Source organism: Caldimonas manganoxidans ATCC BAA-369, assembly GCF_000381125.1.
Taxonomy (GTDB): Bacteria; Pseudomonadota; Gammaproteobacteria; order Burkholderiales; family Burkholderiaceae_C; genus Caldimonas; species Caldimonas manganoxidans.
The window spans coordinates 174,886-189,881 of record NZ_KB905930.1; the positions used below are offsets into that span (position 1 = coordinate 174,886).

Sequence of the window (14,996 nt, forward strand, 5' to 3'; positions counted from 1 at the left end):
GAGTCCAGACATGCAAATCATCCTGCTGGAAAAAGTCGCCAATCTGGGCAACCTCGGTGATGTGGTCAAGGTCAAGGACGGCTATGCCCGCAACTTCCTGATTCCCACGGGGGCGGCCCGTCGCGCCACGGAGGCGGCCATCAAGGAGTTCGAAGCCAAGCGAGCCGAACTCGAGAAGGCCGCCGCCGAGAAACTCGCCGCTGCCCAGGCCTTGGGCGAGAAGATCAACGGCAAGACGGTGCAAGTCACCCAAAAGGCTGGGGTGGACGGCCGTCTGTTCGGTTCGGTCACGAACATCGACATTGCCGAAGCTCTGGGCAAGCTGGGCTTCCAGGTGCACAAGTCGCAGATCCGCTTGCCCAACGGCCCGATCAAGACCGTGGGCGAACACCCGGTGACGGTGGGGCTGCACACCGACGTGGTGGTGGAAGTGCTGGTCTCGGTGGTGGGTGAAACCGCCTGAAGACGCAAGGCTGTGCGACACAGGCCGGTGCCTCGCACCGGCCTTTTCGTTTTCTACACAGCTTGTTCTGCACAAAGGCACAGGCTGTCCCCGAGATATCCACAGACTTGTTCCTTGCCCCACGGCGGGGCTCGTCTTAACCTACTCGACTTATGTCCGCCATCGTCTCAGGTTCGTCCTTTCCCGAGACCCCTCGTCGCCAGGACGACGAGGTGGCGCGTTTGCGCATTCCTCCGCATTCCGTCGAAGCCGAGCAAAGCGTGTTGGGGGGCTTGCTGCTGGACAACGGAGCGTGGGACCGCGCCGGCGATTTGCTCACGGAGAGCGACTTCTACCGTCATGAGCACCGCCTGATCTACGCGGCCATCGGCCAACTGATCAACGCCAACAAGCCGGCCGATGTGATCACGGTGTTCGAGCACTTGCAAAGCTTGGGCAAGGCTGAAGAATGTGGTGGTCTGGTGTATCTGAATGCGCTGGCGCAGAGCGTGCCCAGTGCGGCCAACCTGCGCCGCTATGCGGAGATCGTGCGAGAGCGCGCCATCTTGCGCAAACTCGTCTCGGCTAGCGACGAGATCGCCACGGCGGCCTTCAATCCACAAGGTCGCCCGGTGTCGCAGATCCTGGACGAAGCCGAAGGGCGCATCTTCCAGATCGGCGAAGAGGGCAACCGCGGCAAACAGGGGTTCCATTCGATGGAATCTCTGGTCGTGCAATTGCTCGACCGCGTGCAAGAGCTGGCCGAGAATGGCGCCGAGGATGTCACGGGGGTGCGTACCGGCTTCTACGATCTGGACCGCATGACCTCGGGTCTGCAACCGGGCGATCTGATCATCTTGGCGGCGCGTCCGTCCATGGGTAAAACCGCCTTTGCCCTGAACATCGGGGAGCATGTGGCCGTCCATGAGGGGCTACCGGTGGTGATTTTCTCGATGGAGATGGGGGCGGCCCAATTGGCGCTGCGGGTGGTGGGCTCGCTCGGCCGCATCGACCAAAGCCATCTGCGCACCGGCGCTTTGCGCGACGATGAGTGGTCGCGGCTGTCCGAGGCGGTGGAGAAGCTGCGCAACGCGAGCATCTTCATCGATGAGACGCCAGGGTTGTCGCCCAGTGAGCTGCGCGCGCGGGCCCGCCGCCAGGCGCGTCAATGCGGCCAGCTTGGTCTGATCATCGTCGACTACTTGCAGTTGATGAGCGGCAGCTCTGGCAGCAGTGAAGAAAACCGCGCCACCGTGATCGGCGAAATCTCACGTGGCCTCAAGGCTCTTGCCAAAGAACTGCGCTGTCCCGTCATTGCGCTTTCTCAGCTCAACCGCAGTGTCGAGAGCCGCACCGACAAGCGCCCGATGATGAGCGATCTGCGGGAATCGGGGGCGATCGAGCAAGATGCCGACGTCATCATGTTCATCTACCGTGACGAGTACTACACCAAGGACCAATGCAAGGAGCCTGGTGTGGCCGAAATCATCATCGGCAAGCAGCGCAACGGCCCGGTCGGAACCGTCAAGCTCACTTTCCTGAAGCCGTTGACCAAGTTCGAGAATCTGGCGCCCGGTGCGCTCGGGGGCGGCGACTACTGAGGCCCCCTTCGATCGTTCAGAGCACTTCGCTGGCGAAATCGGCCAAGCGCGAACGCTCGCCGCGAGCCAGCGTGACATGCCCGCTGTGCGGCCAGCCCTTGAATCGGTCCACGGCATACGTCAGGCCTGAACTGCCTTCGGTGAGGTAGGGCGTATCGATTTGCGCGAGGTTGCCCAAGCAGACGATCTTCGTGCCAGGACCGGCCCGGGTGATGAGCGTCTTCATTTGCTTGGGGGTCAGATTCTGGGCTTCGTCGATGATGACGAACTTGTTCAGGAAAGTGCGCCCACGCATGAAGTTCATGCTCTTGATCTTCACTTTGGATCGCACCAGTTCTTGGGTGGCGGCCCGTCCCCATTCGCCGGCGCTGGTGTCGGTGCGAGCGAGCACTTCCAGGTTGTCGTCCAAAGCGCCCATCCACGGCGACATTTTTTCTTCTTCCGTGCCGGGCAGGTAGCCGATGTCCTCACCCACCGGCACGGTGACCCGGGTCACGATGATTTCGGTGTAGCGTCGCTCCTCGAGGACTTGACTGAGGGCAGCGGCCAGCGTCATCAGGGTCTTGCCGGTGCCGGCCGTGCCGGTGAGGGTGACGAAGTCGCACTCCGGGTCCATCAGCAGGTTGAGCGCGAAGTTTTGCTCCCGGTTGCGCGCCGTGATGCCCCACACGGCATTCTTTTGGTGGGTGTATTCCTTGCAGGTGCGCAACACGGCGGTTTTGCCCGTGATCTCGGTGACGCGTGCGTACAGTGGCGTCACGCCGGGGGCTTCGAGATAGACGAATTGATTGATCAGCAGTGCCGGCACCAAGGGGCCGCTGATGCGGTAGTAGGTGTGGCCCGCTTGCTGCCAGCTTTCCATGGTCTTGCCATGGCGCTCCCAAAAATCGACCGGCAGCGGCAACACGCCGGTGTAGAGCAGGTCGCCGTCCTCGAGTGTTTTGTCGTTGTAGTAGTCCTCGGCCGGCAGCCCCAAGGCACGTGCCTTGATGCGCATGTTGATGTCTTTGGACACCAACACCACCTCGCGGTCGGGATGCTTCTGGCGCAGCGATTGCACGACGCCGAGGATCTGGTTGTCGGCCTTGCCCTGGGGTAATCCCACGGGCAATTGCACGTCCACGAGCTGGGTCTGGAAGAACAGATGCCCCCCGGCTTCGCGATGCCCGGTCTTGGACAAGGGCACTCCCCCCTCAGGGAAGTTGGCATTCGTTTGAGCCACCAGGGCGTCGAGTTCGCGGCTGACTTGCCGGGCATTGCGGGCCACTTCGGACATGCCCCGCTTGTGGCTGTCGAGCTCCTCCAGCGTGATCATCGGCAAATAGATGTCGTGTTCCTCGAAGCGATAGATCGACATCGGGTCGTGCATCAGCACATTGGTGTCGAGCACGAAAAGCTTGGGCGGGCCTTGCCGCTGAGGCCGCTTCGGGCGGGCCGGGGCTTGCGCCTGCGCAGCCACTGGTACAGGCGTGGACTGACGAGGCTGCGCCGGCGCCAGCGCAACCGGTGCATCGGTGCGCAGTTCCAGCAGGCCGTGAGAGCTGGGCTCGGATTTTTGCGATCGGGGGGTCTTGCGCGGCGCGCTCTGCGCGTCAATGTCCGAGAGGGTCAGCAGGGTGGCTTTCTTCGTGGGGGGCTTGGGCAGAGGCATCGTCAGGCGGGTTCAGGCAGCGGAAACAAAAAAGCCGCACAGCAAGCTGGGCGGCTTTGCGTGGATGCGGCGGTGACGACTCTCGAATCGGGTCGACGGCATGGCTTCATTATGCACGGCCACCGCAGCGGTGCAATGTCATCACGTCGTGTGCATCGGTACGGCCGATGGAACCCGGCACGCTGGCGAGATTTCAAGCCGCCTTCTTCAGCGCCTTGACGGCCTTGAGGACTTCATCCACATGGCCGGCCACCTTGATGCCGCGCCATTCGTGGCGCAGGATGCCGTCGCCATCGATCACGAAGGTGCTGCGCTCGATGCCTTTGACCTTCTTGCCGTACATGATCTTGTTTTTGACCACGCCGAACATGTGGCAGAGCTTTTCTTCGGTGTCGGCGATCAGCTCGAAGGGCAACTCCAAGTTCTGCTTGAACTTGTCGTGCGAAGCCATGTTGTCGCGCGATACACCGAAAACCACCGCGCCGGCTTTCACGAATTCTTTGTGCTTGTCACGAAACTGCATGGCCTCGGTCGTGCATCCCGGGGTGTTGTCCTTGGGATAGAAATACAGCACGACGATCTGACCTGCGTAGGCCTGGGGCGTGAACTTCACCCCGTTCGTGGCAAGCGCTTCAAAGTCCGGGAGAGGTTTATTGAGGGCTGGCGTCATGTAGGTGTTGAAGAGGGTTGCGCCCGTTCAGGCCTAGCCCGAGATTATAGCTTCTCACCTGCCGATATCCCTTGCCAATGGTCGGTGGCCCCATGATGGGGGCTGGGGCCCATCATGGGCCGATGGCGGGGGCGTCATCATCAGCAAAGCCACCACGCTGCGGCCTTCGCTGGCCAGAATGTTGTAGGTGCGGCAGGCCGCGGCGGTGTCCATCGTTTCTACGCCGATACGCTGCATCATCAGCGGCTGCAGGAGTTGCGGCCGGGCGAACTGCAGGCGTGCACCGGTGCCCAGTAGCACGACCTCGGGGGCGAGGTCCGCCACACGGGTGAAGTCCTCGACGGTCAAATCCGTCACGCTCTGGCAGGCCCAGGACTGCACCGGCCCACGCCATGGCACCAGCAGGCTGCCGGTATGCACCACGGCGTTGATGGTGATGCCCTGGGCCGTCAGAGCCGTGATGATGTTCAAGGACGCATCGGCGCGATCGGGCTGCAGTTTCACGGGCAGGGGGAGGCTGGGGCGTCAGCGGTGGGTGGGCGTATGGTTAAATTATAGGTTTTGCATCGCAGCAAGATCGCACCATTTGCGTTCGTTGCAGTCCGAATCGGGGCTTGCTTCCGGGGAGTGCTTTTGTGAAACCCGTCGCCAAATCGGCCAAGCTGGCCAACGTTTGCTACGACATCCGTGGGCCGGTGCTGGAAAAGGCCCGCGAGATGGAGGAAGAGGGCCACAAGATCATCAAGCTGAACATCGGCAACCTGGCGGTGTTCGGGCTGGAGCCGCCCGACGAGATCGTGCAGGACATGATCCGCAACCTGCCGCACACCGCGGGCTACACCGACTCCAAGGGCCTGTTCGCGCCGCGCCGGGCGGTGGTGCACTACACGCAGGAGAAGAACATCCGCGGCGTGACGGTGGATGATGTCTACCTGGGCAATGGGGCGTCCGAGCTGATCGCGATGAGCATGAACGCCCTGCTCAACGACGGCGACGAGGTGCTGATCCCTGCGCCCGACTATCCGCTGTACACCGCGGTGGTGTCGCTGTCCGGGGGCACGCCGGTGCATTACATGTGCGACGAGCAGTCCGACTGGATGCCCGACATCGCCGACATCAGGGCCAAGATCACGCCGCGCACCAAGGCGCTGGTGGTGATCAACCCGAACAACCCGACGGGCGCGCTGTACCCCGAGTCGGTGTTGCTGGAGCTGGTGGAGATCGCACGGCAGCATCAGCTCATCATTTTTGCCGACGAGATCTACGACAAGACGTTGTACGACGGGCATACCCACACCAGCATTGCCTCTTTGGCCGACGATGTGCTGTTCGTCACGTTCAACGGGCTGTCGAAAAACTACCGCTCTTGTGGCTACCGGGCCGGCTGGATGGTGGTTTCGGGCGAGAAGAAGCATGCGCGGGACTACATCGAAGGCCTGAACATGCTGGCTTCGATGCGCTTGTGCGCGAACACGCCGGGTCAACTGGCCATCCAGACGGCGCTCGGGGGCTACCAGAGCATCAAGGACCTGGTCGCGCCGGGCGGCCGCCTGTGCCGCCAGCGCGACCTCGCGCACAAGCTGTTGACCGACATTCCCGGGGTCACTTGTGTCAAGCCCAAGGCGGCGCTGTACATGTTCCCGCGCCTGGACCCCAAGCTGTACCCGGTGGCCGATGACCAGCAATTCGCCTATGAGCTGCTGGCCGAGGAGAAGGTGCTCATCGTGCAGGGTACCGGATTCAATTGGCCGCATCCCGACCATTTCCGTCTCGTCTTCCTGCCCAACTCCGATGACTTGGCCGAGGCGATCGGCCGCATCGCCCGCTTCCTCGAGCATTACCGCAAGCGTCACTCTCACGGATCGAACGCATGAACTCCTTCCAGAATCCGATGCGCCTGGGCCTGCTGGGCGCTGGCGTCGTCGCCACCGGTGTGGTCAACGTGTTGGCGCGCAACCAGGCCGAGATCCAGCGTCGTGCCGGCCGTGGCATCGTGGTGACCCGTGTGGGGGCCCGCAACCCGGCCAAGGCGCGGGCGGCCCTGGGCGCGGATCTCACGATCAGTGACGATCTGGACGCGGTGGCGACCGACCCGCAGGTGGACATCGTCGTCGAGTTGATCGGCGGCACGACGCGTGCCCGCGAACTGGTGCTCAAGGCCATCGCCGCGGGCAAGCATGTGGTGACGGCCAACAAGGCGCTGTTGGCCGTGCATGGCACCGAGATCTTTGCTGCGGCCAGCGACAAAGGGGTCATGGTGGCTTTCGAGGCGGCCGTGGCCGGCGGCATCCCCATCATCAAGGCTTTGCGCGAGGGCCTCACGGCCAACCGCATCCAATGGATCGCCGGCATCATCAACGGCACCACGAACTTCATCCTGAGCGAGATGCGCTCCAAGGGACTGGACTTCGACACCGTGCTTCGGGAGGCGCAGCGCTTGGGTTATGCCGAGGCCGATCCGACCTTCGACATCGAAGGCGTGGATGCAGCGCACAAGGCCACCATCATGAGTGCGATCGCCTTCGGCATCCCGATGCAGTTCGACAAGGCCTATGTCGAAGGCATCACCCGGCTGAAGGCGGCCGACATCACCTATGCCGAACAGCTCGGCTACCGCATCAAGCTGCTGGGCGTGACGCGCCGCCGCGACGATCTGCCCGGCGGCGGTATCGAGCTGCGTGTGCATCCCACCCTGGTGCCGGCCAAACGCCTCATCGCCAACGTGGAGGGTGCGATGAACGCGGTCGTGGTGCATGGCGATGCGGTGGGCTCGACGCTCTACTATGGCAAGGGCGCCGGCTCGGAGCCCACCGCCTCGGCGGTGGTGGCCGACCTGGTGGACGTGACCCGCCTGCACACGGCAGACCCTGACCATCGTGTGCCCCACCTGGCATTCCAGCCCGACGCGCTGGACAACGTGCCGGTCCTGCCGATCGAGGACGTGGTCACCTCCTTCTACCTGCGGCTGCGCGTGGCCGACCAGACCGGCGTGCTTGCGCGCATCACCGGCATCCTGGCCGAGCACGACATCTCCATCGATGCCGTGCTGCAGCGCGAGGCGGGCGACGACGAGAACCAGACCGACCTGATCATCCTGACGCACGAGACCCGCGAAGGCCGCATGAACGAGGCGATCGCGAAGATGCAGGCCCTGCCCACGGTGCTCGAGCCCATCGTGCGCATCCGCAAGGAAGAGCTGAACTGAGACCATGAAGTACATCAGCACCCGCGGCGACCGCACCGAGCGCGGCTTCTCGGAAATCCTGCTCGAGGGACTGGCGCCCGACGGCGGGCTGTACCTGCCAGTGGCCTACCCCCGCGTGGACGAGTCCACGTTGCGGCGTTGGCGCGGCTTGAGTTATCCCGAGCTCGCCTTCGAAATCCTGTCGATCTTCATCGACGACATTCCCGCTGAGGACTTGCGCGCCTTGGTCCGGCGCACCTACACCAAGGCCGTGTTCGGCACCGAGGCGATCACGCCGCTCAAGCCGCTGGGGGAGGGCTTTTTCCTGCTGGCACTGTCCAATGGACCGACGCTGGCCTTCAAGGACATGGCGATGCAGCTGTTGGGGCAGTTGTTCGAGTACGAACTCGGCCGCCGCGCGGAGGAGCTCAACATCCTGGGCGCGACTTCGGGCGACACGGGCAGCGCTGCCGAGTATGCGATGCGTGGCAAGCGTGGGGTGCGCGTGTTCATGCTCTCTCCGCACGGCCGCATGAGCCCGTTCCAACAGGCTCAGATGTACAGTCTGCAGGATCCGAACATCCACAATCTGGCCATCGAGGGGGTGTTCGACGACTGCCAAGACATCGTCAAAGCGGTTTCGAACGACCTGGAGTTCAAGCGTCGCTACAAGATCGGTACGGTGAACTCCATCAACTGGGCGAGGTTGCTGGCCCAAGTGGTGTATTACTTTGCCGGCTACTTCCAGGCCACCCGCAGCAACGAGGAGCGGGTGAGTTTTTGCGTGCCGTCGGGCAATTTCGGCAATGTTTGCGCTGGTCACGTGGCCCGGATGATGGGGCTGCCAATCCATCGGTTGGTGGTGGCCACCAATGAAAACGATGTGCTCGATGAGTTTTTCCGCACCGGCACCTACCGGGTGCGCAAGGCCGCCGAGACGTTCGAGACCTCCAGCCCGTCGATGGATATTTCCAAAGCCTCGAACTTCGAGCGTTTCGTGTTCGACTTGCTCGGGCGCGATGCCCAGCGCACGTCGCAGCTTTTTCGTGAGTCGGTGGAGCAGGCTGGGGCTTTCACGCTCACGCCGGGCGAGTTCGCCAAGGTGGCCGACTATGGCTTCGTCTCTGGCCGCAGTACCCATGCCGATCGGCTGGCGACCATCCGCGACGTCTATGCGCGGTTTGGCGTCATGATCGACACGCACACGGCCGACGGGGTGAAGGTCGCGCGCGAGCACACGGATCCAGGCGTGCCGATGATCGTGCTCGAGACGGCGCTGCCGGCCAAGTTTGCCCACACCATCCGAGAGGCTCTGGGCCGTGAGCCCGATCGTCCGGCTGCCTTGCAGGGCTTGGAGAACCTCCCCAAACGCTTCACGGTCATGGGGGTCGATGCCGACGCGGTCAAGCGCTACATCGCCGACAATTGCCGTTGAGACGTGCCGGTTGCCAGGCGCGTGGGATGCGAGCATGAAGGTGGTGGGTTTTTGCGGGTACTCCGGGTCGGGCAAGACCACGCTGGTCGAGCAGGTGATCGCCGGCTTGAAGCTGGCAGGCCAGCGGGTGTCGGTGGTCAAGCACGCCCATCACACCTTCGATGTGGACCATCCCGGCAAGGACTCTTGGCGCCACCGGCAAGCCGGTGCCTTCGAGGTGGTGGTGGCCTCTGATCGGCGTTTGGCCAAGATTCGGGAATTCGAGGTGCCCTGCGAACCCACCGTGCACCAGCTCATCGCCGAACTCTACGACTGCGACTGGGTGCTGGTGGAAGGCTTCAAGCATGCTGACCTGTTCAAGATCGAGGTGTGGCGTGCCGCACTCGGGCGGCCAGCGCAGTACATCGAGGATCCTTTCGTGACGGCCATCGCCACGGACAGCCCGCAGCAGTTGCCTTACGCCACCTTGCGCCCGGTGCTGGACTTGAACGATGCGTCCAGCGTGGTGGAGCACCTGTTGCACAATCAGGATCGCTATGAGTACCGCTCCCCGTTCTCCGATGCTCAGCCTGGAGGAGGCGCTGGCCAAGCTGCTGGCAGCGGCTACGCCGATTTCCGGGATTGAAGAGCTGCCCACCGCCCAGTCCTTGGGCCGGGTGCTGGCGCGTGATTTGATCTCGCCGCTGGACGTTCCCCCCCAGGCCAACAGTGCAATGGATGGTTACGCCGTGCGTGCGGCCGATGTGTCCGTGGCCGGTGCGGTCCTGCCGGTGAGTCAGCGTGTGGCGGCTGGACAAGTGGCTGCGGTGCTGCAGCCCGGCACGGCCGCGCGCATTTTCACCGGGGCGCCGCTGCCGGAGGGCGCCGATGCCGTCGTGATGCAAGAGCAGTGCGAACCGCTGGACGGCGCGGTGCGGATTCTCGCAGTGCCGACTCCGGGGCAGTGGGTGCGCCAGCGCGGCGAGGACTTGCGGGAGGGCTCGGTGGTGTTGGGCCGTGGCCTTCGCCTGAGCCCTCAGGCCTTGGGCTTGGCCGCCACCGCCGGTGCAGCGAGCTTGCCGGTGGTGCGCCGCGTGCGAGTGGCTTTGCTGTCCACGGGCAATGAGCTCGTCATGCCGGGCCAGCCGCTGCGCCCGGGGGCCATCTACAACGCCAATCGCGATACGCTGCGCGGGCTGCTGGCTCAGTTCGGCTGTGAGTGTACCGACCTGGGCATCGTGCCGGACAGCCTGGAGGCCACACGTGCGGCTTTGCGCGAGGCGGCCCGTGATCACGATCTGATCCTCAGCTCGGGGGGAGTGTCCGTGGGCGAGGAGGACCACATCCGCCCGGCGGTGCAGGCCGAGGGACGTTTGGACCTGTGGCAGATCGCGATCAAGCCCGGCAAGCCCTTGGCCTTTGGCCATGTCCGACGCGATGATGGCGGCGATGCGGCCTTCATTGGTTTGCCCGGCAACCCGGTGTCGAGTTTCATCACCTTTTTGTTGCTGGTGCGTCCCTTCTTGCTGGCCTTGCAAGGGGCCGATCCCACGGCGCCGCGCGGCGTGTGGTTGGAGGCCGCGTTCGAGTGGCCGCGTCCTGATCGGCGGCGTGAGTTTTTGCGGGTGCGTCGCCAAGAGGACGGGCGCCTGGCCTTGTTTCCGAACCAGAGCTCCGGCGTGCTGACCTCGGCCGTGTGGGCCGAGGGCGTCGTCGATGTGCCGCCGGGGCAAGCGATCGCTCCAGGGGACCGGGTGCGTTTCCTGTCGTTTGCCGAGTGGATGCAATGAGAATCACGGTGAAGTACTTTGCCTCGGTCCGTGAGGCCCTGGGCCCGCAAGAAAGCATCGAAGTGCCCGAAGGCAGTACCGTGGGAAGCCTGCGGGTGTTGCTGCAGTCGCGCTCGTCGGCCCATGCCGAGGTGCTGGCTTCCGGGCGCGTCTTGCGCGCGGCACTGGACCAGGCGTTGTGCGATGAATCGGCCCGCCTGCGGGATGGGGCGGAGGTGGCCTTCTTCCCCCCGGTGACCGGAGGTTGAACATGGGCGGTCCGCGTGTGCGCATTCAGACCGAGGACTTCGACCTGGGGGCTGAGGTGGCGGCCTTGCGGGCCGGTGACCCCGCGGTGGGGGCGGTGGCGGTTTTCGTGGGCACGGTGCGAGACCACAACGACGGCCAAGGCGTCCGTTGCATGGAGCTGGAGCATTACCCTGGGATGACCGAAAAGGCTATCGAGGCCATGATCGACGAGGCGCAGCGCCGCTTCGAGATCCGCGCCGCGCGGGTGATCCACCGGGTCGGTTTGTTGCAGCCGCAGGACCAAATCGTCTATGTGGGCGTGACGTCGGCCCATCGGGCCGAAGCGTTTCGCGCTTGCGAGTTTTTGATGGACTACCTCAAGACCCAGGCACCGTTTTGGAAGAAGGAAACCACCCCGGCCGGTGCCCGCTGGGTCGATGCCCGGCTCAGCGATGACGAGGCGCTGCGGCGCTGGGGCATCGAGGCCCACAACGCTGGCCAAACGGGGGGGCGCTGATGGGAGCGCTGCATCCGACCGCGGCGCTGGCCGTGGGGGTGGGTGCCGGTCTTGGCGGCCTGGCTCGCTGGGCGCTCAGTACATGGCTCAACCCGGCGTGGAAGGGCTTTCCATTGGGGACGCTGCTGGTCAATTGGCTGGGAGGATTGGGCATGGGACTGGCCATGGCCTGGCTGGCACGCCATCCCGACGAAGGTTTGCGCCTGCTGTTGGTGACGGGTTTTCTCGGGGGGTTCACCACGTTTTCTGCGTTTTCGCTGGAGTCGCTGCACCTGCTGCAAAAGGAGCAGTGGCTGCTGTGGGCTGTGCATGGGCTGGGTCATGTCCTGGGGGCGTTGGCGGCCTGCGCCCTGGGTTGGCGGTTGATGCGCGGCGGAATCGGGTGAGGCCAAGCGTCGGGGCTTGATCCAGCGCAAACCTGGTGCTTCGGGGGGCGCGTTTGGCGCCGGGCCCACTTGAAAGTGGGCGCTCCTGCCCCACCTGCGGGAGCAGTTGGAGGTTTCTCATGCGACTGGACAAGCTCACCACGAAGTTCCAAGAGGCCTTGGGCGACGCCCAAAGCCTGGCCTTGGCTCACGACAACCCATATATCGAACCGGCCCATGTGCTGCTAGCGATGCTGCAGCAAGACGATGGCCCCAAGGCTTTGTTGGCCCGCGCCGGCGTGAACACGGCCGGCTTGCACAAGGCGGTGGATGCGGCGATCAAGCGTCTGCCGCAGGTGCAAGGCGCCGAGCAGGTGCAGGTCGGTCGCGACACGGTCACGTTGTTGCAGGCGGCTGAAAAAGAAGCGCTCAAACGGGGCGACCAGTTCGTGGCCAGCGAGATGTTCCTGCTGGCGCTGAGCGACAGCAAGGCCGACATCGGCCAAATCGCCAGAGACCATGGCTTGAGCCGCAAATCGCTGGAAGCGGCCATCGAAGCGGTGCGCGGCGGGCAAGCGGTGGACAGCGCCGATGCCGAAGGGCAGCGCGAGGCGCTGAAGAAGTACACGCTCGATCTGACCGAGCGCGCCCGTCAAGGCAAGCTCGATCCGGTGATCGGCCGCGACGATGAAATCCGACGGGCCATTCAGGTGCTGCAGCGCCGCTCGAAGAACAATCCGGTGCTCATCGGTGAGCCCGGCGTGGGTAAGACGGCCATCGTCGAGGGTCTGGCGCAGCGTATCGTGGCCGGCGAGGTGCCCGACACCCTGAAGGACAAGCGGGTGTTGGTGCTCGACATGGCGGGCCTGCTGGCCGGGGCCAAGTACCGTGGCGAGTTCGAGGAGCGGCTCAAGGCCGTGCTCAAGGAGGTGGCCGCCGACGAGGGGCGCATCATCCTGTTCATCGATGAAATCCACACGATGGTCGGCGCGGGCAAGGCCGAAGGCGCCATCGATGCGGGCAACATGCTCAAGCCGGCGTTGGCCCGTGGCGAGCTGCACTGCATTGGCGCCACCACGCTGGATGAGTACCGCAAGTACATCGAGAAGGATGCGGCACTGGAGCGTCGTTTCCAAAAAATCCTCGTGGACGAGCCCAGCGTGGAGCAAACCATTGCAATTCTGCGCGGCTTGCAGGAGAAATACGAGGTCCATCACGGTGTGGAGATCACCGACCCGGCCATCGTGGCGGCGGCCGAGCTCTCGCATCGCTATATCACTGATCGTTTCTTGCCGGACAAAGCCATCGACCTCATCGATGAGGCTGCGGCCAAGATCAAGATCGAAATCGACTCCAAGCCCGAGGCAATGGACCGCCTGGATCGGCGTTTGATTCAACTCAAGATCGAGCGCGAGGCGGTGCGCAAGGAAACGGACGAGGCCTCCAAGAAGCGCTTGGCGCTGATCGAGGAGGAAATTGCGCGCCTGGAGCGCGAATACGCCGATTTGGAGGAGATCTGGAAGGCGGAGAAGGCCAGCGCCTTGGGCTCGGCGCAGATCAAGGAGGAGATCGACAAAATTCGCTTCCAGATCGAGGAGTTCACTCGCAAGGGTGACTTCAACAAAGTGGCCGAATTGCAATACGGCCGTCTGCCGGAGCTCGAAAAGCGGCTGAAGGAAGCTCAGGCCAAGGAAAGCGATAAGACCAAAGGGGCGAAGGACGGTGGTCGGCCACGCTTGTTGCGCACCCAAGTGGGAGCCGAAGAAATTGCCGAAGTCGTCTCGCGTGCCACGGGCATTCCGGTAAGCAAGCTCATGCAGGGTGAGCGTGAGAAGCTCTTGCAGATGGAGGCGCGCCTGCATGAGCGGGTGGTGGGGCAGGACGAGGCCATCACCGCCGTGGCCAATGCGATTCGTCGCTCGCGTGCGGGGTTGTCGGACCCGAACCGGCCGCTGGGCAGCTTCCTGTTCCTCGGCCCCACGGGGGTGGGCAAGACCGAGTTGTGCAAAGCCTTGGCGGGCTTTTTGTTCGACAGCGATGATCACATGATTCGCATCGACATGAGCGAATTCATGGAAAAGCACTCGGTCAGCCGCTTGATTGGCGCGCCGCCGGGCTATGTGGGCTATGACGAAGGGGGCTACCTGACCGAAGCCGTGCGCCGCAAGCCCTACAGCGTGCTGCTGCTGGACGAGGTGGAAAAAGCCCATCCGGATGTGTTCAACGTGTTGTTGCAGGTGCTCGACGATGGCCGTCTGACCGATGGCCAGGGTCGTACCGTGGACTTCAAGAACACGGTGATCGTGATGACCAGCAACTTGGGCTCGCATCAGATCATGCAGATGGCTGGGCAGGACCCCGAATTGATTCGCCAGGCGGTGTGGGCGGAGGTCAAACAGCATTTCCGGCCCGAGTTCCTCAACCGCATCGACGAGACGGTGGTGTTCCACGCCCTGGACCAGAAGCACATCGAGGCGATCGCGAAGATTCAGCTCAAGCAGTTGGAGCAGCGCCTGGAGAAGATGGACATGCGGCTGGAGGTGTCGCCCGAAGCCTTGGCGGAATTGGCCAAGGTGGGCTTCGACCCGGTGTTCGGTGCCCGGCCCCTCAAGCGGGCCATCCAGCATCGCATCGAGAATCCGGTCGCTCGCCTCATCCTCGAAGGCCGCTTTGGGCCCAAGGATGTGATTCCGGTGGGCGTGGAAAACGGCGAGTTCGTGTTCGGCCGCACCGTGCACTGAGTCCGATCGGCCCGCAGCACCGCTGGCGGAACCTGCGGGCCGAGCCGGACTCTCATGACGATGGATTTTTTACGCACTTTGGCGGCTTCCGTGGCCGCATTGCTGCTGCGGCTCTTGGTTGTGGTCTGCAGCCTCGTGTTCCTGGCCAGCTTGGTGGTCGCGGGCCTGTTTGTCGCAGTGGTGCTCAGCGTGTGGGCGTTGTTGCGGGGGCGGCGGCCGAATCTGGCTGAGCTGGGCCGCTTCCGGGCTTGTCGTTGGCGCGATCTGCGAGCCCGTGCCGGAGCGATGGGGCGTGGACGTTCTTCTGTCTCGAACGAGGTGATCGATGTGCAGGCGCGCGAAGTCCCCTCCCGTTCGGGCGATGCAGGCTCATCGCATTGACGCTGCCTGGCA

General features: G+C 63.8%; 15 protein-coding genes. 12 read left to right on the forward strand and 3 right to left on the reverse strand.

Annotated features, from left to right (window positions below):
- Positions 1–10: 10 nt before the first annotated feature.
- A complete protein-coding gene (rplI, locus tag F615_RS0101845) occupies positions 11–463 on the forward strand; it encodes a 50S ribosomal protein L9 (RefSeq protein ID WP_019559469.1) in 453 nt (150 codons plus the stop codon).
- A gap of 152 nt (positions 464–615) precedes the next feature.
- Positions 616–2,043: a replicative DNA helicase gene (gene dnaB / locus F615_RS0101850; RefSeq protein ID WP_019559470.1), complete on the forward strand. Its 1,428-nt coding sequence runs from the start codon at positions 616–618 to the stop codon at positions 2,041–2,043.
- Positions 2,044–2,059: 16 nt separating this feature from the next.
- On the opposite strand, the gene F615_RS0101855 is transcribed toward dnaB, so the two are convergent.
- The 3 genes from F615_RS0101855 to F615_RS17555 form a co-directional block, all read right to left on the reverse strand.
- The gene (locus F615_RS0101855; RefSeq protein ID WP_019559471.1) at positions 2,060–3,694 is read right to left on the reverse strand and encodes a PhoH family protein; all 1,635 of its coding nucleotides are present in this window, start codon (positions 3,692–3,694) and stop codon (positions 2,060–2,062) included.
- Positions 3,695–3,887: 193 nt separating this feature from the next.
- The gene (locus tag F615_RS0101860; protein ID WP_026329945.1) at positions 3,888–4,364 is read right to left on the reverse strand and encodes a peroxiredoxin; all 477 of its coding nucleotides are present in this window, start codon (positions 4,362–4,364) and stop codon (positions 3,888–3,890) included.
- Between the two features lie 54 nt (positions 4,365–4,418).
- Positions 4,419–4,868: an Mth938-like domain-containing protein gene (locus tag F615_RS17555; RefSeq protein WP_019559473.1), complete on the reverse strand. Its 450-nt coding sequence runs from the start codon at positions 4,866–4,868 to the stop codon at positions 4,419–4,421.
- Positions 4,869–4,999: 131 nt separating this feature from the next.
- Between F615_RS17555 and F615_RS0101870 the strand changes: the two genes are divergently transcribed.
- The 10 genes from F615_RS0101870 to F615_RS0101915 all read left to right on the forward strand — a co-directional run bounded on the left by F615_RS0101870 (position 5,000) and on the right by F615_RS0101915 (position 14,984).
- A complete protein-coding gene (locus F615_RS0101870; RefSeq protein WP_019559474.1) occupies positions 5,000–6,238 on the forward strand; it encodes a pyridoxal phosphate-dependent aminotransferase in 1,239 nt (412 codons plus the stop codon).
- Positions 6,235–7,569, forward strand: coding sequence for a homoserine dehydrogenase (locus F615_RS0101875; protein ID WP_033370857.1), 1,335 nt, complete (start codon positions 6,235–6,237; stop codon positions 7,567–7,569). The genes F615_RS0101870 and F615_RS0101875 overlap by 4 nt, the downstream gene beginning before the upstream one ends.
- Positions 7,570–7,573: 4 nt before the next feature.
- Positions 7,574–8,983, forward strand: coding sequence for a threonine synthase (gene thrC, locus F615_RS0101880; protein ID WP_019559476.1), 1,410 nt, complete (start codon positions 7,574–7,576; stop codon positions 8,981–8,983).
- Positions 8,984–9,017: 34 nt separating this feature from the next.
- Positions 9,018–9,608, forward strand: a complete 591-nt coding sequence (gene mobB / locus F615_RS0101885) for a molybdopterin-guanine dinucleotide biosynthesis protein B (protein ID WP_019559477.1) — start codon at positions 9,018–9,020, stop codon at positions 9,606–9,608.
- On the forward strand, positions 9,520–10,752 hold the full coding sequence (locus F615_RS0101890; protein WP_026329946.1) for a molybdopterin molybdotransferase MoeA: 1,233 nt from the start codon (positions 9,520–9,522) through the stop codon (positions 10,750–10,752). Before mobB ends, F615_RS0101890 begins: the two co-directional genes overlap by 89 nt.
- Positions 10,749–11,000, forward strand: coding sequence for a molybdopterin converting factor subunit 1 (moaD, locus tag F615_RS0101895; protein WP_026329947.1), 252 nt, complete (start codon positions 10,749–10,751; stop codon positions 10,998–11,000). The genes F615_RS0101890 and moaD overlap by 4 nt, the downstream gene beginning before the upstream one ends.
- Before the next feature lie 2 nt (positions 11,001–11,002).
- A complete protein-coding gene (moaE, locus tag F615_RS0101900) occupies positions 11,003–11,497 on the forward strand; it encodes a molybdopterin synthase catalytic subunit MoaE (RefSeq protein ID WP_019559480.1) in 495 nt (164 codons plus the stop codon).
- Positions 11,497–11,883: a fluoride efflux transporter CrcB gene (crcB, locus tag F615_RS0101905; protein WP_019559481.1), complete on the forward strand. Its 387-nt coding sequence runs from the start codon at positions 11,497–11,499 to the stop codon at positions 11,881–11,883. The genes moaE and crcB overlap by 1 nt, the downstream gene beginning before the upstream one ends.
- Before the next feature lie 119 nt (positions 11,884–12,002).
- Positions 12,003–14,603 carry an ATP-dependent chaperone ClpB gene (gene clpB / locus F615_RS0101910; protein WP_019559482.1) on the forward strand — a complete coding sequence of 867 codons (2,601 nt, stop codon included), beginning with the start codon at positions 12,003–12,005 and terminating at the stop codon, positions 14,601–14,603.
- 54 nt (positions 14,604–14,657) lie between these two features.
- Positions 14,658–14,984, forward strand: coding sequence for a hypothetical protein (locus F615_RS0101915; RefSeq protein WP_019559483.1), 327 nt, complete (start codon positions 14,658–14,660; stop codon positions 14,982–14,984).
- Positions 14,985–14,996: the final 12 nt, after the last annotated feature.

Bases quoted from the DNA above. Each gene is read 5' to 3' on its own strand.
- thrC (WP_019559476.1), top strand. From the start codon at position 7,574: ATGAAGTACATCAGCACCCGCGGCGACCGCACCGAGCGCGGCTTCTCG.
- F615_RS0101915 (WP_019559483.1), top strand. From the start codon at position 14,658: ATGACGATGGATTTTTTACGCACTTTGGCGGCTTCCGTGGCCGCATTG.
- F615_RS0101860 (WP_026329945.1), bottom strand. From the start codon at position 4,364: ATGACGCCAGCCCTCAATAAACCTCTCCCGGACTTTGAAGCGCTTGCC.
- crcB (WP_019559481.1), top strand. From the start codon at position 11,497: ATGGGAGCGCTGCATCCGACCGCGGCGCTGGCCGTGGGGGTGGGTGCC.
- moaE (WP_019559480.1), top strand. From the start codon at position 11,003: ATGGGCGGTCCGCGTGTGCGCATTCAGACCGAGGACTTCGACCTGGGG.
- F615_RS0101890 (WP_026329946.1), top strand. From the start codon at position 9,520: ATGAGTACCGCTCCCCGTTCTCCGATGCTCAGCCTGGAGGAGGCGCTG.
- dnaB (WP_019559470.1), top strand. From the start codon at position 616: ATGTCCGCCATCGTCTCAGGTTCGTCCTTTCCCGAGACCCCTCGTCGC.
- mobB (WP_019559477.1), top strand. From the start codon at position 9,018: ATGAAGGTGGTGGGTTTTTGCGGGTACTCCGGGTCGGGCAAGACCACG.
- F615_RS0101875 (WP_033370857.1), top strand. From the start codon at position 6,235: ATGAACTCCTTCCAGAATCCGATGCGCCTGGGCCTGCTGGGCGCTGGC.
- rplI (WP_019559469.1), top strand. From the start codon at position 11: ATGCAAATCATCCTGCTGGAAAAAGTCGCCAATCTGGGCAACCTCGGT.
- clpB (WP_019559482.1), top strand. From the start codon at position 12,003: ATGCGACTGGACAAGCTCACCACGAAGTTCCAAGAGGCCTTGGGCGAC.
- moaD (WP_026329947.1), top strand. From the start codon at position 10,749: ATGAGAATCACGGTGAAGTACTTTGCCTCGGTCCGTGAGGCCCTGGGC.
- F615_RS0101855 (WP_019559471.1), bottom strand. From the start codon at position 3,694: ATGCCTCTGCCCAAGCCCCCCACGAAGAAAGCCACCCTGCTGACCCTC.